Raw genomic sequence first — 24668 nt, 5'->3', positions numbered from 1 at the left:
GGAAATACTATGCGCGTGCCCCCGCTTTACAATCCTGCGGTCAAATTCCTTGTCTGGGGTCTGGCCGCGCTTCTGGGGTTGGGGGTGGCGCTGGGTCAGGCGCCGTTCGGGCTGTGGTGGATCGCGCTGGTCGCGCTCTCGCTGCTGATCGTGCTCGGGCAGGCGACCTCGCCCTTCCGCGTCGGTCTGGCGGCGGGCACCGGCTATGCGGCGCTTGCGATGTTCTGGATCGTCGAACCCTTCTTCGTCGAGCCCGAGGTCTATGGCTGGATGGCGCCTTTCGCGCTGATCTTCATGGCTTTGGGCATGGGGCTCTTCTGGGCGCTGGGCATGAGCCTTGGCGCGCGTCTGGGCGGGGCTGTGATCTCGCGCTCGGCGGGCGTAGCGGTCGGGCTTTTCGGCGCCGATCTTGCCCGCAGCTACATCTTCACCGGGCTGCCCTGGGTGCTTTTCGGCCATATCTGGATCGACACGCCGCTGGCGCAGGGCGCGGCTTTCGTGGGCGCGATGGGGCTGAGCGCGCTGACGCTGGCGCTCGCCGCGCTGCCCTGGCTTATGCCCCGGGCGAAATGGCGTCTGCCTGCGGCGGGCGTTTCCGTGGCAATTGTCGCGGCGCTCTGGGGCGGCGGCTCGTTGCGGCTGGCCGAGCCGGTTCCACCCCGGGCCACGCCGGTCAATCTGCGCATCGTGCAGCCGAACGCGCCGCAGGATCTGAAGTGGCGCCCCGAATATGCCGAGGAATTCTTCTTCCGCCACCTTGATCTGACCGCCCAGCCGCCCGCGCCCGGCAAGCCCGCGCCCGATCTGATCCTCTGGCCCGAAACCGCGGTGCCGTTCCTGCTCGACCGCCCCGGCGATGGTCTGACGATGATCGCCGAGGCGGCCCATGACGTGCCGGTCGCCGTCGGCATCCAGCGCGAGGACGGCCCGCGCTATTTCAATTCGCTGGCGATGATCGGGGCCGGGGGCAAGATCGGCCCGGTCTATGACAAGGTGCATCTGGTGCCCTTTGGCGAATATATCCCCTTTGGCGATCAGCTGGCGCGGTTCGGCATCACCGCCTTTGCCGCGCGCGCGGGCAACGGCTATTCCGCGGGCGAAACGCGCAAGCTTCTGGATCTGGGCAAGGCGGGTCTCGTGCAGCCGCTCATTTGCTACGAGGCGGTTTTCCCGCAAGATATGCACGCCGATCGCCGCCCCGACTGGCTGCTGCAGATCACCAACGACGCCTGGTTCGGCGAGATGTCGGGCCCTGTGCAGCATCTGGCGCAAGCACGCTTCCGCGCCATCGAATTCGGCCTGCCCTTGGCGCGCTCTGCCAATACCGGGATTTCTGCGCTGATCGACGCGCGCGGACAGGTGCTTGAAAGCCTGCCCATGGGCCAGCAGGGTGTGATCGACGCGCTCCTGCCCGGCTCGCTTCCCACGCCGCCTTACGCCCGCTGGGGGGATGGACCGCTTCTGGCAGGTCTTATCGCCGCAGGGGCCCTCGTTTGGGGGCTTGGGCGCAAATCGCGCGTTGACCGCCATAGAATCGGGGGCTAGCGTCCGCTCACCACTCCAACGGCTTCCTGGCGGGGTGGGAACACATCAATGGAGCACTTCCCCATGTCACGTTCTAACTATGTCTTCACTTCCGAGTCCGTCTCGGAGGGTCACCCCGACAAGGTCTGCGACCGCATCTCCGATGCCGTTCTGGATGCCTTCCTTGCCGAAGAGCCGAATGCCCGCGTCGCCTGCGAGACCTTTGCCACCACCAATCAAGTGGTCGTCGGCGGGGAAGTGGGTCTTTCCGACAAAGCCAAACTGGCCGAGTTCATGGGCCGTATCGACGGGATCGTTCGCGATTGCGTCAAGGATATCGGCTACGAGCAGGACGCCTTCCACTGGGCGACGCTGAACTTCGCCAACTACCTGCACCCGCAATCGGCGCATATCTCGCAAGGCGTCGACAAGGACGGGGCTGGCGACCAGGGGATCATGTTCGGTTATGCGACCGACGAAACGCCCGAGCTGATGCCCGCGCCGATCCAGTATGCCCATGCAATCCTGCGCCGTCTGGCCGAGGTGCGCAAATCGGGCGCCGAGCCGACGCTTGGCCCGGATGCGAAATCGCAGCTCTCGGTGCGCTACGAGGATGGCAAGCCGGTCGGCGTCACCTCGATCGTGCTCTCGACGCAGCACAAATACGAATCCCAGACCTCGGATGACATCCGGGCGATCGTCGAACCCCACATCCGCGCGGTGCTGCCGGCGGGCTGGATCGACGAAAAGACCGAATGGTGGGTGAACCCGACCGGGACCTTCGTGATCGGCGGCCCGGATGGCGACGCCGGTCTGACCGGCCGCAAGATCATCGTCGACACCTATGGTGGCGCGGCGCCGCACGGCGGCGGGGCGTTCTCGGGCAAGGACCCGACCAAGGTGGACCGCTCGGCCGCTTATGCCGCGCGCTATCTGGCGAAGAACGTGGTGGCCGCGGGTCTGGCGAAGCGCTGCCTCATTCAGGTGTCCTATGCGATCGGCGTGGCGAAACCGCTGTCGATCTATGCCGACACCTATGGCACGGGCGAGGTTCCGGATGCGGAAATCGAACGCATCGTGGCCGAATGCATGGACCTGACGCCGCGCGGCATCCGCACGCAGCTGGATCTGAACCGCCCGATCTATGCGCGCACCTCGGCCTATGGCCACTTCGGCCGCGCCCCGGAAGCCGATGGCGGCTTCTCGTGGGAGCGCACCGATCTGGTCGAAGCGATCAAGAAAGCGGTCTGAGCCGGTTTCGAAAGATGACAGGGAAGGGGGCCTTTGGGCCCCCTTTTTCTTTCCGGGAGAGGTGTTTCGTCCCGGCTACGCCGGGACGACCCGACGGGGGGCTCGGCCCCCCGCACCCCCCGACCCCGGTGCTCCGGACATGGCTCGGGCGGAAGACTGACGCGCGTTCGGTCTTGATCCCCATCCATGGGCGCAATTTCGCTCGCGTCAAACAACCCCCTGCTGGACAACGAGCGGTGCGCCGACAATCCTGCGCTTTGAAGTCATTGCTATGTTATTCGGGGAAATTGATGACCATTCGGAAAGCAACGCAGAGCGACATTGAAAGCCTCGTTCCCCTTTACGTTGCGTTCTTCAAGGAAGATGACATCGCAACCCCACCCGCCGCCATCCGTGCAAACCTGCAGGCCATGCTCGACGATCCGCGCGCGGCCGTCTTCATCGCCGAAGACGGCGGTCATGTGATCGGATTTTCGTCGGGAACACTGACGCGCGGAGTTGAGTTCGGCTGTGCGGCCGAACTCGAAGACCTTTACGTGATCCCCCCAAAGCGTGGCGCGGGCTGGGCGCGGCATCTTGTGGCGGCGGTTCTGGCTTGGGCCTCTGAACAGGGGGCAACCGAAGTCATTCTGGTGATCACGCCGCAAGCTCAGCGAGATCAGAACCTTACGGCATTTTACGAGAAGTTCGGTTTCAAGGATTCTCGCCGGATCACGATGTATCGCGGCCCTCTCGGCGGTTAGTCTGCTGGCCTTGTTTGCCCTCCTTTTGCCTTGCCTAAAATATCCCGGGGGTCCGGGGGCGGAGCCCCCGGCGGGTCGCCTCGGGCTTGTCCGAGGCGACATCATCGCAGCCCATCCCCCCTTGACCGGGAGCCCCTTTGCGCCCTAAGGCGCAGCCCCATGACCGAGAGCCCCGACACCCCCGAGACCACCGCGCCCGCCCCGCAACCGGAGTGGCGCAATTTCTATGGCCGCCGCTCGGGCAAGACGATGCGGGCCTCGCAAAAGACCTATATCAGCGAGGATCTGGGCTCGCTCACGCCGGGGGGCATCTCGAAAGAGGAAAACCCGGGCCGCGAAATCATCGATCCCGGCACGATCTTCGGCAATGACGCGCCTTTGTGGCTTGAGGTCGGCTTTGGCGGCGGCGAGCACATGGTGCATATGGCCGCCCGCAATCCGGGGGTGAATATCCTTGGCTGCGAGCCCTTCATCAATGGCGTCGCGATGCTTCTGGGCAAGATCCGCACCGCGGGCGTTTCGAATGTCGCGATCTGGCCGGGCGATGTGCGCGACGTGATGGAGGTGTTGCCCGACGGCTGCATCGCCAAGGCCTTCCTGAATTACCCCGACCCCTGGCACAAGCGCCGCCACCATCGCCGCCGCTTCGTCACGCCGGGCTATCTGCAGGCGCTGCATCGCATCCTGTCGCCGGGCGCCGAATTCCGCGTCGCCACCGACATCCCGAATTACATGGAACAGGCGCTGATCGAGGCGCCGAAGGCGGGCTTCACCCTGATCGCGCACACGGGCACGCCTTGGGACGACTGGCTGTCGACCCGCTACGAACAAAAGGCGCTGCGCGAGGGGCGGGTGCCCGATTACGCCACCTTCCGCAAGCCCTGAGGGCACAAGGGCGTATTTGCGCCAGGAAAAAGCAGGGGCTTTTCGCTTCGGTCGCGGTGCGCTAACAGGGCGCTGACATTCAGGGAGGCTTTCATGTCCGGTCACGGTTCCCCCATCCGCATGACGTCGCGCAAGGGCGGCCCGCTTTCGGGTCGGGCCGAGGTGCCGGGCGACAAGTCGATCTCGCATCGCGCGCTGATCCTTGGTGCTCTTTCGGTGGGCAAGACCGAGATCTCGGGCCTGCTCGAAGGGCAGGACGTGCTCGATACCGCCAAGGCGATGCGGGCCTTTGGCGCGACCGTGACCCGCACCGACGAGGGCGAATGGACGGTCGAGGGCGTCGGCGTGGGCGGCTTTGCGGAACCCGCCGACGTGATCGATTGCGGCAACTCGGGCACGGGCGTGCGGCTGATCATGGGCTGCATGGCGACGAGCCCGATCACCGCGACCTTCACCGGCGATGCCTCGCTCCGGAAGCGTCCGATGGGGCGGGTGACCGATCCGCTCGCGCTTTTCGGGGCGCGCTCTTACGGTCGGGCCGGGGGGCGGTTGCCGATGACGGTGATCGGTGCGGCCGAGCCGGTGCCGGTGACCTACACGACGCCGATGGCCTCGGCGCAGGTGAAATCGGCGGTGCTGCTCGCGGGCCTCAATGCGCCCGGGCAGACCGTGGTGATCGAGAAGACGCCGACCCGCGATCACACTGAACGGATGCTGCGCGGCTTTGGCGCCGAGGTGACGGTGGAAGCCACGCCCGAGGGCAACCGGATCACCCTTCAGGGCCAGCCCGAGCTGAAGGCGCAAAAGGTAGCGGTGCCGCGGGATCCGTCCTCGGCCGCCTTCCCGGTTTGTGCGGCGCTTCTGGTGCCGGGCTCGGACATCCTTGTGCCCGGCGTCAGCCAGAACCCGACCCGCAACGGGCTGTTCCTGACGCTCCGCGAGATGGGCGCCGATATCGAGTTTCTGAATGAACGCGAAGAGGGCGGCGAACCCGTCGCCGATCTGCGCGTGCGTCATTCGGCCCTGACCGGCATCGAGGTTCCGCCCGAACGTGCGGCATCCCAGATCGACGAATATCCGGTGCTGGCCGCTTTGGCCGCCTGCGCCACCGGCACCACCGTGATGCGCGGCGTGCATGAACTTCGCGTCAAGGAAAGCGACCGCATCGCGGCGATGGCGCGCGGCCTTGAAGCCTGCGGCGTCCGCGTCGAGGAAGACGACGACACGCTGATCGTGCACGGGCTTGGTGGCGAGGGTGTCCCCGGCGGCGCCACCGTCGCCACCCATATCGACCACCGCATCGCGATGAGTTTCCTGGTCCTTGGACTTGCCTCGCAACAGCCGATCTCGGTCGATGATGGCTCGCCCATCGCCACCTCTTTCCCGGTCTTCGAGGATCTGATGCGCCAGCTTGGCGCCACCATCACCCGAGACTGAGGACGAAAGAGCGTATTTGAGCCAAGAAAAAGCCCGCCGTTTTTTCTTGGCTCAAATACGCAACTGCAACGCTGACACCCGCGCGAGGTTCAAGATGATGTTCACCGTGGCGATCGACGGGCCTGCTGCCGCCGGCAAGGGCACGATTTCCCGCGCCGTGGCCGCGCGGTTCGGCTTTGCGCATCTGGATACCGGGGCGCTTTATCGCGCCGTTGGCGTGAAGGGCGGCGATCCGGTCGCGGCCGCCCGCAACCTGACGCCCGAGGATCTTGCGCGGGACGATCTGCGCACGCTGGAAGCCGGGCAGGCGGCCTCGAAGGTCGCCGTCATCCCCGAGGTCCGGCAGGCGCTTCTGGAATTCCAGCGCGAGTTTGCCCGGCGCGCAGGCGGTGCGGTGCTGGATGGTCGTGACATCGGCACCGTCATTTGCCCCGCGGCCGAAGTGAAGCTTTTCGTCACCGCCAGCCCCGAGGTTCGGGCGCATCGCCGTTGGCTGGAAGTCGGTGGTGACGCGGCAAAGGTGCTGGCCGAGGTGAAGGAACGCGACGATCGCGACATGAACCGCGCCGACGCACCGCTGAAACCGGCGGTGGATGCGGTTGTGATCGATACTTCGGAACTGAGCATTGACGAGGCGGTTGCGGCGGCTTGCGCGGTGGTGGCCGAAAGGCTGTGCAGATAAGCGCAGAAGCTTTCGTTGCTTCGTGCGGCTGTGCGCATATCTTGGCGCCATACGCTCAACCGCGAAAGGATGCCTCTGATGCTGCTTGATACCCTGAACTGGCGCTATGCGACGAAGAAGATGGACCCGGCCAAGACCGTGTCCGAAGACAAGGTCGAAAAGATCCTGACCGCGGCGCAGATGGCGCCGACCTCCTCGGGGCTGCAGCCCTTCGAGATTCTGGTGATCACCAACAAGGACCTGCGCGCCCAGATCTCGGCGGCGGCTTTCGGTCAGACGCAGATCGTAGATGCCTCGCATCTGGTCGTTTTCGCGGCCTGGGACAACTACACTGCCGAGCGCATTGATGCGGTCGTCGATCTGCATGTCAACGAACGTGGCATTCCGCGCGAGATGCTGGCGGGCTATTATGACAACCTCAAGGGCATGTATCTGGCCCGCACCGAAGAGGTGAACGCCGCCCACGCCGCGCATCAGGCCTATATCGCCTTCGGGATCGCGCTGGCTCAGGCCGCCGAGCTGGAAGTCGACGCCACCCCGATGGAAGGCTTCGATCCGGCGCAAGTCGACGAAATCCTCGGCCTGCGCGCCAAGGGCCTGCGCTCGGTCACGCTGATGCCGCTGGGCTACCGCGCCAATGAGGGCGACTGGCTCGCCGGCATGAAGAAGGTGCGCAAGCCGCTTTCGGAGCTGGTGACCCGCATCGACTGAGGTCTTTGGCCGAAAACCCTTGCCCCACAGGCGATTCCCGCCTATAGGGGCCACGTCCGAGGGGGGCAGACGCAGGTCTGCCCCTTTCGACATACGCAACGAAAGACCGGCGGAGCCAACCGCATGGCCAGAAAACCCACATAAAGGAAACTAGACCGCATGTGCGCCAAAGCTAGCATGGAAGAATTCGAAGCCCTCCTGAAGGAAAGCTTCGAGATCGACACCCCCCAGGAAGGGTCTGTCGTCAAGGGCAAGGTCATCGCCATCGAGGCGGGCCAGGCCATCATCGACGTCGGCTACAAGATGGAAGGCCGCGTTGATCTGAAAGAATTCGCGAATCCCGGTGAAGCTCCCTCGATCGCCGTTGGCGACGAGGTCGAAGTTTACCTCGATCGCGTCGAAAACGCCCGTGGCGAAGCCGTCATCTCGCGTGAGAAAGCCCGTCGCGAAGAAGCCTGGGATCGTCTCGAAAAAGCCTATGCCTCGGAAGAGCGCGTCGATGGCGCCATCTTCGGTCGCGTCAAGGGCGGCTTCACCGTCGATCTGGGCGGCGCCGTGGCCTTCCTGCCGGGCTCGCAAGTCGACGTCCGTCCGGTCCGCGACGCTGGCCCGCTCATGGGTCTCAAGCAGCCGTTCCAGATCCTCAAGATGGACCGTCGTCGCGGCAACATCGTCGTGTCGCGTCGTGCCATCCTTGAAGAATCGCGTGCCGAACAGCGCGCCGAAGTCATCGGCAACCTGACCGAAGGTCAGATCGTCGACGGCGTCGTGAAGAACATCACCGAATACGGTGCCTTCGTCGACCTCGGCGGCGTGGACGGCCTGCTGCACGTCACCGACATGGCCTGGCGCCGCGTCAACCACCCGTCGGAGATCCTCACGATTGGCGAGACCGTCAAGGTCCAGGTCGTCAAGATCAACAAGGACACCCACCGCATCTCGCTCGGCATGAAACAGCTGCTGAACGACCCGTGGGATTCGGTCGAGACCAAGTTCTCGCTCGGGTCGGTGCACAAGGGCCGCGTCACCAACATCACCGATTACGGCGCCTTCGTGGAGCTGGAAGCCGGTGTCGAGGGTCTGGTTCACGTCTCGGAAATGTCCTGGACCAAGAAAAACGTGCACCCCGGCAAGATCGTTTCGACCTCGCAAGAAGTCGACGTCATGGTGCTCGAGATCGACACCGCGAAACGCCGCGTGTCGCTCGGTCTCAAGCAGTGCCTGCGCAACCCGTGGGAAGCCTTTGCGGATGCCCATCCGGTCGGCAGCGTGATCGAGGGTGAAGTCAAGAACATCACCGAATTCGGTCTGTTCATCGGCCTCGAAAACGACATCGACGGCATGGTGCACCTGTCCGACCTGTCGTGGGACAAGCGCGGCGAAGAAGCGATCCAGGAATACCGCAAGGGCGACGTCGTGCGCGCTGCGGTCACCGAAGTCGACACCGACAAGGAACGCATCTCGCTCTCGATCAAGGCGCTCGATGCCGACACCTTCTCGGATGCGGTTGATGGCGTGAAACGTGGCTCGGTCATCACCGTGAACGTCACCGCGATCGAAGACGGCGGCATCGAGGTCGAATACAACGGCATGAAGTCCTTCATCCGCCGTTCGGATCTGGCCCGTGACCGCGCCGACCAGCGCCCCGAGCGCTTCCAGGTTGGCGATCACGTCGACGTCCGCGTCGTCAACATCGACAGCAAGACCCGCAAGCTGGGCGTGTCGATCAAGGCGCGCGAAATCGCCGAAGAGAAGGAAGCCGTGGAACAATACGGTTCGTCCGACTCGGGCGCGTCGCTCGGCGACATCCTCGGCGCCGCCCTCAAGGGCCGCGAATAATCCATCCCGCAAGGGATGCGAAAGGCCCCGCTTTTGCGGGGCCTTTTCGTTTGTGCGATTCGCCGCAGGGGTCATTTCCGCACGGGCAAGGGGCTTTCCGCAGGGTAAGCCGATGGGGGACTGCGTCCGAGCGCCGCAGAACCGTCGCGAAACCGTGACGGCAAGCGATAATTTCCCGCCTTTCCAAGCCATTGCTGTTTGTGTCGTGAAGATTTCCCCCTATAGTCGGTGCAAGAACCAGTCCGGGTCGAGCCGGATGTCGGGGGAGATGACGCATGATCCGCTCTGAATTGATCGCCAAGATCGCCGAAGAGAATCCGCATCTGTTTCAGCGTGACGTTGAGAAGATCGTGAACACGATCTTCGACGAGATCATCGAGGCGATGGCCCGCGGTGATCGGGTCGAGCTGCGCGGCTTTGGCGCCTTTTCGGTGAAGAAACGGGACGCTAGAACCGGTCGCAACCCGCGCACCGGCACATCGGTCGCGGTCGATGAAAAACACGTGCCCTTTTTCAAGACCGGCAAGCTTCTGCGTGACCGGCTGAACGGGGTAGAGGAGTAAGACCCGATGTTCCGCGCGATCCGCTACCTATTCCTGCTCTGCCTGATCGTCATTCTGGTGACGCTGGCGATGTCCAACCGCGAGGTGGTGACGCTGAGCCTGCTCACCGCCGAGGTCGAGGCCTTCGTCGGCTTCAATCTGGCCGTGAAGGTGCCGCTGTTCTTCGTCTTCTTCGGCGGCATGGTGCTGGGGCTGGCGGTAGGCTTCGTGTGGGAATATCTGCGCGAGCATCGCTTCCGCAAGACCGCCCGCAAGGCGACCAAGCAGGCAGCGACGCTGGAGCGCGAGTTGGGTCGTCTGAAGGAAAAGACGCAGGGCCCGAAGGACGAGGTCCTGGCGCTGCTCGACAAGCCCCGCGCCTGAGGGCGTCGTGGTCACTGTCGCCGTCAATCGCGGTCGCCCCGGCGGGGTGCGCTGCAAGATCTGCGGGCTGAAGACACCGGCCGATGTGGAGGCTGCCGCGCAAGCGGGGGCAGGCTACATCGGCCTTGTCTTTTTTCCGCGTTCGCCAAGGCATCTGGACATCGTTCAGGCCCGCGAATTGGCGCTGCTGGCGCCGGTCGGGCTGGCCAAGGTGGCGCTGGTCGTCGATGCCGACGATGCGACCTTGCAGGCGATCACCGATGCGGTGCCGCTCGATCTGCTGCAACTTCATGGGCGCGAAAGCCCGGCCCGTGTTGCCGAGGTGAAGGCCCGCTTCGGCCTGCCGGTGATGAAGGCCGTGGGCGTGGCCGAGGCCTCGGATCTGGCGGCGATTGCGGACTATGAAGCCGTGGCCGATCAGATCCTTGTCGATGCGAAGGCGCCGAAGGGCGCGGTGCTGCCGGGCGGCAACGGGCTTGCCTTCGACTGGCGGCTGATTGCCGGGCGGGTGTGGCACCGGCCTTGGATGCTGGCCGGTGGGCTGACGCCCGAGAACGTGGCCGAGGCGGTGCGGCTGACAGGGGCGCGTCAGGTCGATGTGTCTTCGGGGGTGGAAGCTGCGCCCGGCGTCAAGGAGGCGGCCCGGATTGCCGCCTTTATCGCGGCGGCGCAGGGGTAGGGTGGGGGCTTCACCCCCACGCCCCGAGCGTATTTGTGCCAAGAAAAAACAGGAACTTTACCCCGAGGGGGGGGCGCGCTATCTGCTGGGGGCGCGCGACGGACAAAGGGGATGGCGATGGCGGAAGATCGGCTCAACAGTTTCAGGACGGCTCCGGATGACAATGGCCGGTTCGGCATTCACGGCGGGCGCTTCGTGTCCGAGACGCTGATGCCGCTGATCCTCGAGCTTGAGGCGCAGTATGAGCATGCCAAGACCGACCCGAGCTTCTGGGCCGAGATGGACGCGCTCTGGAAGCATTACGTCGGCCGTCCTTCGCCGCTCTATTTCGCGCCGCGGATGACCGAGGAGCTGGGAGGGGCGAAGGTCTACCTCAAGCGCGAGGAGCTGAACCACACCGGCGCGCACAAGATCAACAACGTGCTGGGGCAGATCCTGCTCGCCCGGCGCATGGGCAAGACCCGGATCATCGCAGAGACCGGCGCGGGCCAGCATGGCGTCGCCACGGCCACCGTCTGCGCGAAGTTCGGGCTGCAATGCATTGTTTACATGGGCGCCACCGACGTTGAACGGCAGGCGCCGAACGTGTTCCGGATGAAGTTGCTCGGCGCTGAAGTTGTGCCGGTCACCTCGGGGCGCGGCACGCTGAAGGACGCGATGAACGACGCGCTGCGCGATTGGGTGACCAATGTGCGCGACACCTTCTACTGCATCGGCACGGTGGCTGGCCCTGCGCCCTATCCGGCGATGGTGCGCGACTTCCAGTCGATCATCGGCAAGGAAACCCGCTGGCAGCTGGAAGAGCAGGAAGGCGAGGGCCGTCTGCCCGACACGATCATTGCGGCCGTGGGCGGTGGCTCGAATGCGATGGGGCTTTTCCATCCGTTCCTGGACGACGCTTCGGTGCGCATCATCGGGGTCGAGGCCGGGGGCCTTGGCGTTGACGACCGGATGCAGCATTGCGCCTCGCTCACCGGCGGGCGGCCGGGCGTGCTGCATGGCAACCGCACCTACCTGCTGCAGGACGAAGACGGGCAGATTCTCGAAGGTCATTCGATCTCGGCCGGGCTTGATTACCCGGGGATCGGGCCGGAGCACAGCTGGCTCCATGACATCAAGCGCGCGGAATATGTGTCGATCACCGACATGGAGGCGCTCGACGCCTTCCAGTTCTGCTGCCGCACCGAGGGGATTATTCCGGCCTTGGAAAGCAGCCATGCGCTCGCCCATGTGATGAAGATCGCGCCGACCCTGCCGAAGGACCACATCATCGTGGTCAACCTTTCGGGGCGCGGCGACAAGGACATCTTCACTGTGGCCAAGCACCTTGGCGTGACGATGAAGGTCTGACCCGTCGCCGCGGCAGGACTTGCCGCAAGACCGAATGGGGCGGCGCCGGGAAGGGCGCCGCCTTGTCGTTTCAGACCAAAACTCGTCTGGAATTGCACATACACCAAAGTTTATGCGTGAAAAGACAGGCAAATTCGATACGGTTTATGTCTTTCGCTCAATTGTTTTTCGCGCTTCGACGGGTGATTTCTTCCCTGTCACGTTCCCCAGACGTGGCAGGCCTTCCGGTGTCGGGCGTCTCGCCCGTGCCGGATGGCCGCTTCGGACTGACCTCGAACGCGGCCCCGGACCGAGCCGCCACTCACGATGCGATCTGGCCCGTTGTCGAGAAAATCGGACCGTTATACTGCTACGCTGTCGGCGCCAGCGCCAAGGCGTCACTTTGCGCGCCCCTGATCCGTGTGAAGGGTCGGGGGCGCTTTTTCCGGAGTAGGATCATGCGATCTCCCCGCCGTCTTGCCCGCTTTGTCCCGCTGGCCCTTGGGGCCCTCGTCTGCTCCGCTTCGGCCAGCCTTGCCGAGACACAGGACGAGGTCGTGGCGCAGATGAAAGCCGAAGGCTACAACTCGATTGATGTTTCGACCACCTGGCTGCGCCGGGTGCGGATCGTCGGTGAGGGGGCCCCGGGCTCGCGCGAGGTTGTGATCGATCCCCGCAATGGCGAGGTTTTGCGCGACTTCAGCCGCCCGACTCCGCCCGACTGGAACGCCCCGGCCCGTGTTTCGGAGGGCGTCCCCGGATCTCCGGGGCGCGAGCCGCCCGGCGGTCCCGACGGGCGTGATCATCCGGGCGGTCCCGGCGGGCGTGATCATCCGGGCGGTCCCGGCGGGCGTGATCATCCGGGCGGTCCCGGCGGGCGTGACCATCCGGGTGGTCACGGCGGGCATGATCATCCGGGTGGACCGGGGGGGGGCGGGGGGCCAGGCGGCGGCCGCGGTGGTCCCGATGCAGGCAGGAACTGATCCAGCATGGCCCTGATCGATCCGACCGACAAGCCGAGCGCGCCCGCCTCTCCCGCAAGATTGCTGCGCCCGCGGTGGCTGACACTGCGCGTCGCGCTTGTTCCGCTCTTCCTTGTGCAGGCGGTGGCGGCGCTGTTCTTCGTGTCCGATATCGTGTTTTCGGTGCTTGGAATCGAGGTCACGCCGATCAACTGGAAACTGCGCGAGGCGCTGGAAATCGCTGCGGCGCTTGGGCTGGTGCTTGGCCTTGGCTTTGGGGCTCAGGCGCTATTGTCGGCCCGGCACGAGGCACATGTGGCGACGGAAAAGCTGCGTCGGGCCTCGACCGCCTTTGCCGAGCTTCTGTCCGAACGCTTTGCCGAATGGCGTCTGACGGCCGCCGAACGCGAAGTGGCGCTTTTCGCGATCAAGGGCCTGACGCTGGCCGAGATTGCCGGGTTGCGCTCCACTTCGGAAGGCACGGTCAAGGCGCAGACGGCCTCGATCTACCGCAAGGCCGGAGTGTCGACGCGCAGCCAGCTGGTGTCGATCTTCATCGAGGATCTGATGGACGAGCCGACGAGCCGCTTTACCGAGGTTCGCACCGCAGAGGTGCAAAGTCCGAAACGGGCGGTGCAGGGCGGCCGCTGAGCCGAGCCGCCCCGTTTTCGCAAGCATTTCCCGCTGTTTCTGCCTAAACTGTGGTTTATACCCCCGCTTCGCATGAAGTTTAGGGGGATAAACCGCAGGCAAATGGCTATCCTGCTTTGGTTGGGTCTCTCCTTTCGGCGCCCGGCGGCGCGTGCCGGAGTTCGGGCGGATACCAACCCATGGAAGCGGAGAGTTTCATGCGCAGAGACTACCTGACGAGCGTTGCGATCGGCCTTGCGCTGGTCGCGCTCGGGGCGCGGGCCGAGGCCCGGACGCTTGACGTGTCGATCTGGTCCGAACCCGCCCGTGCGACCGCGGTGCAAGAGAGCGATGGACTGTTGCGTCTTGCCGATGCCAGCGATGCGAACGATGACGGATCTGCTGGCGGGTCGGATGATGGCGCGGATGGCGGGGCAGACGCTGATGGGACCGACGACGGTGGCAATGGCGACGACGGGGCGACCGATGACGGCTCGGGCGACGCTGGCGGCACCGGCGACGGCTCCGAAGATGGCAGCGATGGCGGTTCGGACGATGGTTCGGGCGACGCCGACAATGCGCCCCCCGATAACGGATCCTCTCCTGATGACGGTGTGATCTCGATCGATGACCCGATCGACGCGCCGAGCGACACCCCGGTCGACGAGCCCTCGGCGCCCGATGTCGTTGTCGATGATCCGATGCCGGGCGATCTGGTCGATCCGGAGCTGGGCGAGGTGCAGACGATGACCGGCGGGGCGCAGGTGGACATGACCACGACCGGCGTTGCTTCGGGGCCAATCTCGGGGGACGAGGCTCAGGTCCATCGTAATGGCGCCGCCGCCGATTGGGGCCGCGAGGGCTGCAAGTCGTTCTTCGACCGTGGCAACTGCAAATGATCCTGTCACACTGCGCAGGGGGCCAGTGCGGCCCCCTGTCGACGAAGCCCCGATCGGGGCAGGAGGGAAATATGGGACGCATCCGATCCTTCATGCTGATCGTGATCTTGCTGGTGCCGCTGCCGGCTTTTGCGGTCGAGGCGGATGACATCGTGGCGCAGCTGCGCGCCCAGGGTTTCAGCCAGATCAACGTCAGCCGCACCTTTCTGGGGCGCGTGAAGATTGAGGCGCAAGCTCCTAATCTGCATAGGGAAATAGTTTTGAATCCGAAAACGGGCGAGATCTTGCGCGACTATACGGATGCCGCCGACAGCGACAGCCGCTATGCCGGATCGGATCGGACAACGTCCTCTGGCTCGGTGTCGGTGGACAGCGGCCTGACCAGCCCGCCCGATGTCGGCACCTCGGCTGCGGTTGATGCCGGTGCCTCGGTTGGCACCTCGGATCTGTCCGGTCTGGACGGCACATCGACAACCGGAGCGGGGGAATGAGCCCCGGTTTCGGCCCGAGCGCCGACCCGAATCTTGCTGCGGCGCGGTTGCCTGCGCGGGTTCGCCTCCGCTGGATCTGGACGCTGGCCCTGTTCCTGTTCCAGCTCGTCTGTGCCGCCGTCTTTCTGGTCGACATGCTGTCGTCGCTTTTTGATTTCCGCTCGACCCCGATCAGCTGGTCGGTGCGCGAGATGCTGGAACTCGGCGCCGCCTGCGGTCTGTTGGGCGGACTTGGGCTTGCGGCCTGGTTGTTGGCCGATGCGGTGCGCTCGCGTCATCTGGCCGAGGCTCGGCTGCGCCGCGTTGCGGGTGATTTCGGGGCGTTGCTGCAGGAGCGCTTCACCGAATGGGGCCTGACCGCGGCCGAACGCGACGTGGCGCTGTTCGTGATCAAGGGCTTCACCACGGGCGAGATTGCCGGGCTGCGCAAGACTTCGGAAGGCACGGTCAAGGCGCAGACGGCGGCGATCTATCGCAAGGCCGATGTGATGGGGCGCGCACAGCTTCTGTCGGTGTTCATCGAGGAACTGCTGATCGGCCTGCCAGAGCCCGAGCGCCGCAACCCGGCCGAGCCGGCGATCCCCTTTGCCGACCGCGTCGCGCGGTTGCGCGAACGGGGCTGAGCCGGTTCATTTCTCGCGATTGTGCTTTTTCTTCGCTTTTTTCTCGATCCGGTCGGCGCCCATCACCTGCATGAGCTCGGCCGGATCGCGTCGGATCAGCTTGGAAAACCACTGCGAGGCCGCCCCGGCCGTCTCGGCCAGATCCTGCATCCGGGCGTCGTCTTCGGCATTGGCGAGCGTCGTCAGCCTATCGACCAAGGGCGCGATTTCGCGCCGGTGCCGTTCCGCCAGACCCGCGCGCAGAAGCGCCCAGGGGTTCGGATCGGCGACAAAGAAGTCGCGCCGCAGCCCGGGCTTGCGACTGACCTGAACCAGCCCCGCCTGCCGCAATTCCTTCAGCGCCACCGAGACATTCGAGCGCGAGAGGCCCAGCCCCGTTGCCAGATCCTCGGCCGAGGGGGTGTCGGTCGCGCGCCAGATCGCGGCGAGGCATTGCCCGGCGGCGCGACTCAGGCCGAAGGCGGTGGCCAGATCGGCAAAGAGCTGCGTCAGCTCCGAAGGGACGGGTGCGGTCATGGGGCCTCGTTCATTCTGCGGGCGCGCGCGTCAGATGCACAAGACTACGTTGGCGCCAAGGGGTTGCGGGCGCAAGCAGGATCGACGGGAAATCCGCATGCCGGGGTGCATCGGGCCAAAGCTGCGGCTCGAGCGCCACGCCCGCATGGGCGGCGTAAGGTGCGCCCATCAGCCCGGGGAAGGGGCCGGAATTGAGCGCCCGGCCATCATAGACCTGCACCCCCGGCGCGTCGGTGTGCAGATCGAGTGTCACGCCTTTCGCGCCGGTGAGCCGCGCCGCCGGGCGCAGCCCGCTGCCGCTCAGGCAGAAGTTGTGATCGACGGGCGGCAGATCCGGCAGCGCGCGCGGGCTGCGCAGATCAAGGTCAAGTTGCACAACCGGCACCGGCGGCAGCGGCAGGTTCTCGGCATCGGTCGGCAGGACATGATCGGCCATCACCTGCAGCCGATGCCCCGCCGTCGTCGCGGTGCCGTCAAGGTTCCAATAGGGGTGATGGGCGAGGTTCATCAGCGTCAGCGCATCGGTCTCGGCCGAGAGCGTGATCTCGAGCGTCGCCGGAGGCGAGAGCGCAAACAGGGCGCGGATCACCCGATTGCCGGGCAGCGCCGCCGCGCCATGCGGCAGATCGAGGCGCAGGGTCACCGCCGCCTCGGAAGCGTCTTCGATCGTCCAGACCTGCTGCGAGATCCCCTCGGCCCCCGAATGCAGCAGGTTTGCGCCGTCATTCGGCTCTGCCTGCCACAGCTGGCCCTCAAGCGTCACCTGCGCCCGGAACAGCCGGTTCGCCACCGGCCCGACGACCGCGCCGCACCAATGCAGGCGCTGCTCATAGGCGCCAAGCAGGTCCGAGCCCAGCACCAGCGGCCAGGGCGTGCCCGCCAGCCGCAGATCCTGCAGCGTCGCGCCAAGGGTCAGAACGCGGGCGGTTACTTCGCCCGCGCGCAGCGTGATCGCCTCGACCGTCTGGCCAAGGGAAGTGGTGCCGAAACGGCGGATCGTCGATGTCATGGGGCCTCCCGCGTGGCGATACTCCAGCACGGAAGGCCCAAAAGAACAAGGGATTACGGTGCCAGACAGTCGTGCATCGCTTGGGCAAGTCCCGCCAGCACATCTTCGTAAAGCGCAGGCCCATAGGTCAGGGTCGACCCCTCGGGATCGAGCGGCGCGCCGCGGCTCACCCCGGTGCCCTCCAGCAGGATGTCGATCTGTTTCGGATCGTGGTTCGCCTCGGGAAAGGCGCAGACGATCGATTTGGCGGCGAGCCCGTCCCGCAGCTCAGCCAGATGCGCGGCACCCGGATCGGCGGCATCGCCCATCGACACGGCACCGGCCGCGCTCAGCCCGTAATGGGCAGTAAAATAGCCATAGGCATCGTGGAAGGTGACGAAGGGGCGGCCCTTCAGCGGCGCCAGATCTGCCATCAGCTTCGCATCGAGCATCGCGATCCGCATCCGCGCCTGCGCCGCGTTGGTGATGTAAGTGGTGGCATGTTCGGGGTCGCGCCGCGCCAGTTCCGCGCCGATCAGCGTGAGCCAGGTTTCGGCATTCGCGGGCGCGAGCCAGGCATGGGGGTCAAGGCCCTCGTGGTGGTGGTGCTCCTCGCCTTCGCCTTCATCGTGGTCGTCATGCGCATGATCATGCCCATGCCCGCCGACATGCGGCTTGCCGCCAAAGTCCTGCAGCAGCGTTCCGGGCGCATCAAGCAGCGTCACCGCCGTGCCGCGGTCCTGCAGCCCGTCGATCGCGCGATCGAGCCAGGGCGTCATCTCGGGGCCGACCCAAAGCACCAGATCGGCGTCTTGTAGCGCCGCCGCCTGACTGGGCTTGAGCTGATAGGAATGCGCATTCCCGCCCTGTTCGAGCAGGACCGAGGGGCTGCCCAGATCGCCCATCACCATCGCCGCCAGAGATTGCACCGGCGGAATGTCGGTCACCACCGTCGGCACCTCGGCCAGGGCGGGCAGGGGGAGCAGCAGCAGGGCGGCAATAGCGGGTGTCTTCATCATGTCCTCGGCAAGGCTTGCGGGTCGGGAGGTGGTTCTCTATGTTATGAGATAACAAGTCAAGCAAAATGTGATAGAGTAACATGGGCGGCGAGAAAGATCCGGGCTGCGCCTTTGCGCATCATGACCATGCGCATTGTGCGGGAGATACGCTGGCGCGGGCCGAGGCGGAAACCGCGCGGCGCGGGCTGCGCTTTACTCCGGTGCGCAAGCGGGTGCTGCAGATCCTGCTCGAGGCGCATCGGGCGATGGGGGCCTATGAGGTGCTCGACCGGCTCTCGGCCGAGGGCTTCGGCAATCAGCCGCCCGTGGCCTATCGCGCGCTGGAATTTTTGGTCGAGGCGGGGCTGGCGCATCGGGTGCAGGGGCTGAATGCCTTTGCCGCCTGCATGCATCCGGGCGAGGTCCATGCGCCGGTCTTCCTGATCTGCCGCGACTGCGATGCCGTGGCCGAGGCGGCGGCCGCGCCGGTGCGCTCGGCTCTGGACGAGGTCGCGGGGGCGCTTGGCTTTGCCATCGAGCGCGCCAGTTTCGAGGCGGTGGGCCTGTGCCCCGCCTGCCGGGCGCGCGCTGAAGGTCGAGCTTGAACATGCTGATTACGGCTGAAAATCTGTCGGTGCGGCATGGCGAGGCGGTGGTGCTGGCGGGGGTGGATTTCACCCTTGCCCCGGGCGAGATCGTCACAGTCGTCGGGCCGAATGGCTCGGGGAAATCGACGCTCATTCGGGCGCTGATCGGGCTTGAGCCCGCCGCGACGGGCCAGGTGACCCGCGCGACGGGCCTGCGCATCGGCTACGTGCCGCAGAAGCTTCACATCGATGCCGGTCTGCCGATGACTGTGCGCCGGTTCCTGTCGCTGCCCAAGCGCGTCAGCGATGCGCAGGCCGAGGCGGCGCTGGCCCGCGTCGGCGTTCCGGGTCTGGGGGCGCGCCCGCTGGCCCGGCTGTCGGGCGGGCAGTTCCAGCGCGTTCTGCTGGCACGCGCGCTCTTGGGCGCTCCGCAGGTGCTGATCCTTGACGAGCCGACGCAGGGGCTTGATCAACCCGGTACCGCCGCCTTTTACCGCCTGATCGACGAGGTCCGGGCCGAGACCGGCGCCGCAGTGCTGATGGTCAGCCACGATCTGCATGTGGTGATGGCGGCTTCGGATCGGGTGGTCTGCCTCAATGGTCATGTCTGCTGCGAGGGCACGCCCAAGGTGGTGTCCGCCGCGCCGGAATATCGCGCGCTTTTCGGGCTGGGCACCGGCGGGGCCTTCGCGCTTTACCGTCATATCCACGACCATGACCACGAGGGCGACGAGGGCCACGGTCACGATCCCGCCGCGCCGCACCGGGCGCATCCGCACGGGGCGCATCCGCATGGCACGCACGCGCATGTGCATGGACCGGAGTGCCGCCACGATGCTTGACGATTTCCTGATCCGCGCCGCTCTGGGGGGCGTGGGGCTGACACTGGCCACCGGGCCTTTGGGGTCATTCGTGATCTGGCGCCGGATGGCCTATTTCGGCGATGCCACGGCGCATGCGGCGATCCTTGGCGTCGCGCTGGCCTATGGCTTTGGCGTCTCGGTCTATCTTGGCACGCTCACGGTGGCGCTCGCCATGGCGCTGACGGTGGCGAGCCTCTCGGGCCGCGGCCATGCGATGGATACGGTTCTGGGTGTGCTCGCCCATTCGGCGCTGGCCTTCGGTCTGGTTGCGGCCTCGTTCTTTTCGGGGCTCAGGGTCGATCTCTCGGCCTTTCTCTTTGGCGACATTCTGGCGGTCAGCCGTGCCGATCTTGCCGTGATCTGGGGCGGCGCGGGGGTGGTGGCGGCCGTGCTGATCTGGCGCTGGCAGGGGCTTTTGACCGCGACCGTGAACGAGGAACTGGCGCAGGCCTCGGGCCTGAACCCGCGGGCCGAGCGGCTGGTGCTGACGGTGGCGCTGGCGCTGACGGTGGCGGTGGCGATCAAGATTGTCGGCGCGCTTCTGATCGCGGCGCTGCTGATCGTGCCCGCCGCGGCGGCCCGGCAACTGGCCCGCGGCCCCGAGACGATGGCGCTGGGCGCCACCGCGATCGGTGCCTTGGCGGTGCTGGGCGGGTTGCAGGCCTCGCTCACCTGGGACACGCCCGCAGGCCCGTCGATCGTGGCGGTGGCAGCGGCGATCTTTGCGCTGTCCCCTCGTCTTGCGGCGCAAGGCCTAGGTTGAAAAGGGGGGGCGTGCCCCCCATCCCCTCAGATCTTTTTCGAGCGTTGACGCGCGCAGCAGCCGTTTCACATCGGCGAGCGTGCAAAGGTCGGTGGCCGGCGTCATCACCGCCGCCGCCGCCGCCGCCGCGCCCCAGCGCAGCGCCTCGGGCAGGGCCAGCCCGCGGCCAAGGCTGAGCGTGAAGGCGGCCACGAAACTGTCGCCCGCGCCGACTTTCGACACCACCTTGTCCGGCACCGCCTGTGCCACCCAGCGTTCGGTCTCGGTCGCGAGCACGTTGCCATCGGCGCCGCGCGCGACGACGACGGCGCGGGCGATGCCGCGTTTCACCAGTTCCTGCGCGAAATCGGCGCTGTCGACGCGGGTCGGCAGGGCGCGGCCCGCCAGATCCTCGGCTTCAAGATCATCCATGCGCAGCACGTCGACCGGCTTCGCCCCGGCGGTCAGCAGCTGGTGCAGCGCCTTGCCCGAGGTATCGAGAAAGAACCGCGCCCGGGTGCGCGAGATTTTCGTCGCCAGCCGTGCCGGGAAATCGTCGGGCACGCCCGGCGGCTGGCTGCCCGAAAGCACGACGATGCCGTTTTCGGGCGCCGCTTTCGCGATCCGGTCGAGCACCTTCGTCACGTCGCTTGTCGACCAGGTCGGCCCGGGCATGACGAAGCGATATTGCTCGCCCGTCGCCGCATCGGTGACGGTCAGGCTTTGCCGCGTCTCGCCCGGGGCTGGGAAGGGGGCAAGGCCGATCCCCTGTTCGGCCAGAAGATGCATGACCTTGTCGCCGGTCGGCCCGCCAAGTGCCACGAAAGCGGTCGAATGCCCGCCAAGCGCCGAAATCGCGCGGCTGACGTTCAGCCCGCCGCCGCCCGGATCGGTCTCGGGGCGGGTGCAGCGCAGCTTGCGTTCGGGGGCGACCTGATCGGCATGGATCGAAAGATCGACGGTGGGGTTCAGGGTGACGGTCAAAATGGCAGTCATGCCGGGCCTTTCCTGCGGCCGGATCGTGGCCGGTTCTGGGTCTTTGGCGCTAACATTGCAGGTTCGCGCGCAGGGGGGAAGGGTGGAAACCGGACTTTAACGCATTGCTGGCCTGATCTCATAATCCTGAGGAGGAGAATCATGATACCCGACCTGTCCGACCCGCGCTGGAAGCGGGTTTTGACCAGCAATTCCGATTTGTCTGCGTCATCTTTGGCGACGCGCATCCTGATCGCACGCCTGCGACGCGAGGTGGCGGAGGCACCTGCCGCCTTGGCAGGCAAGATCGGTGAATTGCGCGATTTCGTGGCGAAGAACCCCTTTGCCGTGGCCGATGCGGCGAAATTCTGAACGGAGAGAACCGATGAAGAATGAAATGCTCACTGTCGCCGACGCGGCCAAACGAATTGAAGCGGGTGACGTCATGGTCATCGCGGGGGACGAATCGCTTCTGGCGCAACTGCCGCGCGGGGCGTGGATCGGCGGCACCACCGTCTATTTCGTCACCGAAACTGGCGGCGCCGTCGTGCGCGACCGGCTCTTTTGCACCACCATCTCGAAGGCCACGGGCGCCAGCCCGCGCCATCTGTGGGTGGACGAGCTGCCCCGCATCGCCGAAGGCTACAAGTCCGGCGGCATCACCATGATCATGATCCCGGCCTTCTCGGTCGCGCATTCGCAATTCGCGGTCGAGGGCCAGACCTATCCGGGGCTCTTCGATCAGCCGCTCGCGGGCTGGATCACCGGCGTGCATCTCGATGACATCGGCAAGAAAGCCCCGAAGGTCTTCGACGGCGCCACCGGCAAGGGCCATGACGAGGGCGCGGTGCTGCTGCATGTCGCCCTGCCCGAGGGCGTCGCGATCGATCTCGACATCCTCAACATCTTTGCGCAGGGCAATGACGCCAAGCTGACCTTCACTTTCCACGAGGGTGGCTTTACCGCGAAGACCGCGACGGTGAACGGGGCCGAGGTCGATCTGGCCAGCTACATCAGCGAAAACGGCCTCGACACCCGTCTGCCGCTGGTCGCGAACTACGCGGGCGCGCTGGTCAATGTGTCGATCCAGTCGGTTGATGTCGCGGCGGGCGAAGTAAAGTTCTATGCGCCGGTCGTGGCCGGGGTGGAGTATCGCATGGCGAATGCGCTCGGCTCCTATGCGCAGGCCTTCGCGCAAGGCGCGGGCGAGACGGGCGCGGGGCAGTATTCCTGCAACTGCATCCTGAACTACCTTTACGGCGAGCTGGAAGGCCAGCACACCGGTGGCTTCACCGGCCCGGTCACCTTCGGCGAAATCGCCTATATCCTGCTCAACCAGACACTCGTGCGCATGGAGATTACCGACGCCGCCTGAGCAGGGCAAAGATGACAGCAGGGCAGTCCGCTTGGGCGGCCCCGCTCACTCCCACCAGCGGTCGATGCTGGCGATGTCGTCATCCGACCAGCCGAAATGATGCGCCAACTCGTGCACGAAGACATGCGCGACCAGTGCATCAAGCGCCACATCCCCCCGCCCGACCCATTCATCCAGGATCGGGCGGCGGAAGAGCCAGATCACATCCGGGCCGGACGGGTCGAAGACCGATTTCTGCGTCAGCGGCACGCCCTCGTAAAGCCCGGTCAGTTCGAACGGATCCTCGATCCCCATCTCGTCAAGCACCGCCTCGGGGGCGAAATCCTCGACCCGCAGCACCACCTCGGCCGCCGGGCCGCGGAATCGCACCGGCAGCGCCGCCCGGGCGGCCTCGGCCATCGCTTCGATTTCGGCAAGGCTCGGCGCCTCGCGGCCTTTCCAGAGGGTCATCTTCACGGCTCCTTCATCCCTGGCGGCGCAGGGTTTGCCCTGCCAGATATGGACAAAAGCTCCTGCCTGTGAAAGAGCAGAAGACCTACAGGAGAGCCCGATGACCGTCGTTACCCGCTTCGCCCCTTCGCCGACCGGCTACATCCATGTCGGCAACCTGCGCACCGCGCTGATGAACTACCTCGTCGCCCGCAAGGCTGGCGGCACCTTCATTCTGCGCATCGACGATACCGACCAGGAACGCTCGAAGCAGGAATATGTGGATGCGCTGAAGGCGGATCTGGAATGGCTCGGCCTGACCTGGGACCGCGAGGAACGCCAGTCGCTGCGCTTCGACCGCTACGAGGCCGCGGCGGAAAGCCTGCGCGGGGTGGGGCGGTTCTACGAATGCTTCGAAAGTCCGACCGAGCTGGACCTCAAGCGCAAGAAATTGCTGAACATGCACAAGCCCCCGGTCTATGACCGCGCGGCGCTGAAGCTGACCGCCGCCGACAAGGCGCGTTTCCGCGAGGAAGGCCGCGATGGCTACTGGCGCTTCCTGCTGAACCAGACCCGGATCGAATGGCACGATGGCATCATCGGCGACATCTCGATCGACGCGGCTTCGGTGTCGGACCCGGTGCTGATCAAGGCCGATGGGCAGGTGCTTTACACCTTCGCCTCGTCGGTCGACGACATCCAGATGGGCGTGACCCATATCGTGCGCGGCGCCGACCACGTGACGAACACCGCGACGCAGATCCAGATCATGGAAGCGCTGGGCGGCACGCCGCCGAGCTTCGCGCACCACAGCTTGCTCACCGGCGCGAAGGGCGAGGAACTGTCGAAGCGTCTGGGCACGCTGTCGATCCGCGATCTGCGGGCGAATGGCATCGCCCCCGAGGCGCTGCTGAGCCTGATGGCGCGGCTGGGCTCCAGCCAGCCGGTCGAGCTGCGGATGAGCCTCGACGAGATCGCCGAGGGCTTCGATCTGAGCCAGTTCGGCGCGGCGCCGACGAAATTCGACCCCGAAGATCTGATCCCGCTGACCCGCGCGCGCAACCAGCATCTGCCGTTCGAAAAGGTCGAGGACGAGATCCGCAAGCTTGGCATTCCGCCGCATCTGGCGCGGGATTTCTGGGCCGTGGCCTCGAAGAACATCGACAAGCTCTCGGATCTGGCGCATTGGGCCGAGCTGGTGATCGAGGGCGCCGAGGCGGTGATCGACCCGGAAGATGCCGAATTCGTCGCCGTGGCGCTGGCGCTGCTGCCCGACGCGCCCTTTGCCAAGGACACTTGGGCAAGCTGGACCGCGGCGGTGAAGGAAGCCACCGGCCGCAAGGGCAAGGGGCTCTTCATGCCGCTGCGCAAGGCCTTGACCGGTCAGGCGCATGGGCCGGAGATGGCGGATCTGATGCCGCTGATGCAGAAGGTCCGTGCCAAGGGCTGAGCGCTGGGGGCGCTGCCCCCAGACCCCCGGCGTCTTTGAACCAAGAAAAAGCAGGGCCGGTTTTCCGGCCCTTTTTTGTTGTCCGGGCGCGAAGGTGTCGGATTTTCTCTCGAAAGCGTCGGATTTGTTTTTCC

The 24668-nt window shown here is 65.7% G+C and carries 28 protein-coding genes and 1 riboswitch; of the genes, 23 read left to right on the top strand and 5 right to left on the bottom strand.

What is annotated here, in order from left to right; all coding sequences use genetic code 11:
* Positions 1–9: 9 nt before the first annotated feature.
* From lnt to ACTTAI_RS13970, 17 genes are all read left to right on the top strand, one after another.
* The gene (gene lnt / locus ACTTAI_RS14050; RefSeq protein ID WP_444452155.1) at positions 10–1545 is read left to right on the top strand and encodes an apolipoprotein N-acyltransferase; all 1536 of its coding nucleotides are present in this window, start codon (positions 10–12) and stop codon (positions 1543–1545) included.
* A 7-nt stretch (positions 1546–1552) separates the two neighbouring features.
* Positions 1553–1601, top strand: a riboswitch (SAM-SAH riboswitch).
* Between the two features lie 7 nt (positions 1602–1608).
* The gene (gene metK / locus ACTTAI_RS14045; RefSeq protein WP_110805936.1) at positions 1609–2775 is read left to right on the top strand and encodes a methionine adenosyltransferase; all 1167 of its coding nucleotides are present in this window, start codon (positions 1609–1611) and stop codon (positions 2773–2775) included.
* Between the two features lie 290 nt (positions 2776–3065).
* A complete protein-coding gene (locus tag ACTTAI_RS14040; protein WP_444452154.1) occupies positions 3066–3518 on the top strand; it encodes a GNAT family N-acetyltransferase in 453 nt (150 codons plus the stop codon).
* A gap of 159 nt (positions 3519–3677) precedes the next feature.
* On the top strand, positions 3678–4403 hold the full coding sequence (gene trmB / locus ACTTAI_RS14035; RefSeq protein ID WP_444452153.1) for a tRNA (guanosine(46)-N7)-methyltransferase TrmB: 726 nt from the start codon (positions 3678–3680) through the stop codon (positions 4401–4403).
* A 93-nt stretch (positions 4404–4496) separates the two neighbouring features.
* The gene (gene aroA / locus ACTTAI_RS14030; protein WP_444452152.1) at positions 4497–5840 is read left to right on the top strand and encodes a 3-phosphoshikimate 1-carboxyvinyltransferase; all 1344 of its coding nucleotides are present in this window, start codon (positions 4497–4499) and stop codon (positions 5838–5840) included.
* 94 nt (positions 5841–5934) lie between these two features.
* A complete protein-coding gene (locus ACTTAI_RS14025) occupies positions 5935–6522 on the top strand; it encodes a (d)CMP kinase (RefSeq protein ID WP_444452151.1) in 588 nt (195 codons plus the stop codon).
* Positions 6523–6600: 78 nt separating this feature from the next.
* Positions 6601–7233 carry an NAD(P)H-dependent oxidoreductase gene (locus ACTTAI_RS14020; RefSeq protein ID WP_444452150.1) on the top strand — a complete coding sequence of 211 codons (633 nt, stop codon included), beginning with the start codon at positions 6601–6603 and terminating at the stop codon, positions 7231–7233.
* A 159-nt stretch (positions 7234–7392) separates the two neighbouring features.
* Positions 7393–9072 carry a 30S ribosomal protein S1 gene (rpsA, locus tag ACTTAI_RS14015; RefSeq protein WP_110805942.1) on the top strand — a complete coding sequence of 560 codons (1680 nt, stop codon included), beginning with the start codon at positions 7393–7395 and terminating at the stop codon, positions 9070–9072.
* Positions 9073–9347: 275 nt separating this feature from the next.
* Positions 9348–9635 carry an integration host factor subunit beta gene (gene ihfB, locus ACTTAI_RS14010; RefSeq protein ID WP_110805943.1) on the top strand — a complete coding sequence of 96 codons (288 nt, stop codon included), beginning with the start codon at positions 9348–9350 and terminating at the stop codon, positions 9633–9635.
* Positions 9636–9641: 6 nt separating this feature from the next.
* Complete coding sequence (locus tag ACTTAI_RS14005; RefSeq protein WP_444452149.1) at positions 9642–9998, top strand: lipopolysaccharide assembly protein LapA domain-containing protein; 357 nt, start codon at positions 9642–9644, stop codon at positions 9996–9998.
* Between the two features lie 7 nt (positions 9999–10005).
* The gene (locus tag ACTTAI_RS14000) at positions 10006–10677 is read left to right on the top strand and encodes a phosphoribosylanthranilate isomerase (RefSeq protein WP_444452148.1); all 672 of its coding nucleotides are present in this window, start codon (positions 10006–10008) and stop codon (positions 10675–10677) included.
* Positions 10678–10794: 117 nt separating this feature from the next.
* Positions 10795–12027 carry a tryptophan synthase subunit beta gene (gene trpB, locus ACTTAI_RS13995; protein WP_444452147.1) on the top strand — a complete coding sequence of 411 codons (1233 nt, stop codon included), beginning with the start codon at positions 10795–10797 and terminating at the stop codon, positions 12025–12027.
* 437 nt (positions 12028–12464) lie between these two features.
* The gene (locus tag ACTTAI_RS13990; RefSeq protein WP_444452146.1) at positions 12465–12989 is read left to right on the top strand and encodes a hypothetical protein; all 525 of its coding nucleotides are present in this window, start codon (positions 12465–12467) and stop codon (positions 12987–12989) included.
* 6 nt (positions 12990–12995) lie between these two features.
* Positions 12996–13619, top strand: coding sequence for a helix-turn-helix transcriptional regulator (locus ACTTAI_RS13985; protein ID WP_444452145.1), 624 nt, complete (start codon positions 12996–12998; stop codon positions 13617–13619).
* A gap of 197 nt (positions 13620–13816) precedes the next feature.
* Positions 13817–14497, top strand: a complete 681-nt coding sequence (locus ACTTAI_RS13980) for a hypothetical protein (protein ID WP_444452144.1) — start codon at positions 13817–13819, stop codon at positions 14495–14497.
* Positions 14498–14568: 71 nt separating this feature from the next.
* Positions 14569–14988, top strand: a complete 420-nt coding sequence (locus ACTTAI_RS13975) for a hypothetical protein (protein ID WP_444452143.1) — start codon at positions 14569–14571, stop codon at positions 14986–14988.
* Positions 14985–15611, top strand: coding sequence for a helix-turn-helix transcriptional regulator (locus tag ACTTAI_RS13970; RefSeq protein WP_444452142.1), 627 nt, complete (start codon positions 14985–14987; stop codon positions 15609–15611). Before ACTTAI_RS13975 ends, ACTTAI_RS13970 begins: the two co-directional genes overlap by 4 nt.
* A gap of 6 nt (positions 15612–15617) precedes the next feature.
* Here the strand turns inward: ACTTAI_RS13970 and ACTTAI_RS13965 are convergent, their stop codons facing one another.
* Genes ACTTAI_RS13965 through ACTTAI_RS13955 form a run of 3 tightly spaced genes read right to left on the bottom strand, consistent with a single transcriptional unit; the run spans position 15618 to position 18131 of the window.
* A complete protein-coding gene (locus tag ACTTAI_RS13965) occupies positions 15618–16127 on the bottom strand; it encodes a GbsR/MarR family transcriptional regulator (RefSeq protein WP_444452141.1) in 510 nt (169 codons plus the stop codon).
* A gap of 10 nt (positions 16128–16137) precedes the next feature.
* Positions 16138–17136, bottom strand: coding sequence for an aldose epimerase family protein (locus ACTTAI_RS13960; protein WP_444452140.1), 999 nt, complete (start codon positions 17134–17136; stop codon positions 16138–16140).
* 53 nt (positions 17137–17189) lie between these two features.
* The gene (locus ACTTAI_RS13955) at positions 17190–18131 is read right to left on the bottom strand and encodes a zinc ABC transporter substrate-binding protein (protein WP_444452139.1); all 942 of its coding nucleotides are present in this window, start codon (positions 18129–18131) and stop codon (positions 17190–17192) included.
* A gap of 83 nt (positions 18132–18214) precedes the next feature.
* Here ACTTAI_RS13955 and ACTTAI_RS13950 point away from each other — a divergent pair, with 83 nt between their 5' ends.
* Genes ACTTAI_RS13950 through ACTTAI_RS13940 form a run of 3 tightly spaced genes read left to right on the top strand, consistent with a single transcriptional unit; the run spans position 18215 to position 20326 of the window.
* Positions 18215–18718 carry a Fur family transcriptional regulator gene (locus ACTTAI_RS13950; RefSeq protein ID WP_444452138.1) on the top strand — a complete coding sequence of 168 codons (504 nt, stop codon included), beginning with the start codon at positions 18215–18217 and terminating at the stop codon, positions 18716–18718.
* Between the two features lie 2 nt (positions 18719–18720).
* On the top strand, positions 18721–19542 hold the full coding sequence (locus ACTTAI_RS13945) for an ATP-binding cassette domain-containing protein (RefSeq protein WP_444452137.1): 822 nt from the start codon (positions 18721–18723) through the stop codon (positions 19540–19542).
* A complete protein-coding gene (locus ACTTAI_RS13940) occupies positions 19535–20326 on the top strand; it encodes a metal ABC transporter permease (RefSeq protein WP_444455774.1) in 792 nt (263 codons plus the stop codon). Before ACTTAI_RS13945 ends, ACTTAI_RS13940 begins: the two co-directional genes overlap by 8 nt.
* Here ACTTAI_RS13940 and ACTTAI_RS13935 read toward each other — a convergent pair.
* Complete coding sequence (locus ACTTAI_RS13935) at positions 20318–21301, bottom strand: 1-phosphofructokinase family hexose kinase (protein ID WP_444452136.1); 984 nt, start codon at positions 21299–21301, stop codon at positions 20318–20320. The genes ACTTAI_RS13940 and ACTTAI_RS13935 overlap by 9 nt on opposite strands.
* 141 nt (positions 21302–21442) lie before the next feature.
* On the opposite strand from ACTTAI_RS13935, the gene ACTTAI_RS13930 reads away from it, so the two are divergent.
* Together ACTTAI_RS13930 and ACTTAI_RS13925 are read left to right on the top strand one after the other, a co-directional pair.
* Complete coding sequence (locus ACTTAI_RS13930; protein WP_444452135.1) at positions 21443–21652, top strand: hypothetical protein; 210 nt, start codon at positions 21443–21445, stop codon at positions 21650–21652.
* 13 nt (positions 21653–21665) lie between these two features.
* Entirely contained in the window at positions 21666–22655 is a 990-nt protein-coding gene (locus ACTTAI_RS13925) for a DUF6976 family protein (protein ID WP_444452134.1), read from the top strand.
* A 45-nt stretch (positions 22656–22700) separates the two neighbouring features.
* Here the strand turns inward: ACTTAI_RS13925 and ACTTAI_RS13920 are convergent, their stop codons facing one another.
* Positions 22701–23105, bottom strand: a complete 405-nt coding sequence (locus ACTTAI_RS13920) for a metallopeptidase family protein (protein WP_444452133.1) — start codon at positions 23103–23105, stop codon at positions 22701–22703.
* A 100-nt stretch (positions 23106–23205) separates the two neighbouring features.
* Between ACTTAI_RS13920 and gltX the strand changes: the two genes are divergently transcribed.
* Positions 23206–24534, top strand: coding sequence for a glutamate--tRNA ligase (gene gltX / locus ACTTAI_RS13915; RefSeq protein WP_444452132.1), 1329 nt, complete (start codon positions 23206–23208; stop codon positions 24532–24534).
* The last annotated feature ends 134 nt before the right edge of the window (positions 24535–24668 follow it).

The sequence above is a fragment of the Rhodobacter capsulatus genome (assembly GCF_052363175.1).
GTDB classification, from domain to species: Bacteria; Pseudomonadota; Alphaproteobacteria; order Rhodobacterales; family Rhodobacteraceae; genus Rhodobacter; species Rhodobacter capsulatus_D.
The sequence above is the reverse complement of the archived record's forward strand: the minus strand, read 5'-3'. Positions and strand labels throughout refer to the sequence as shown.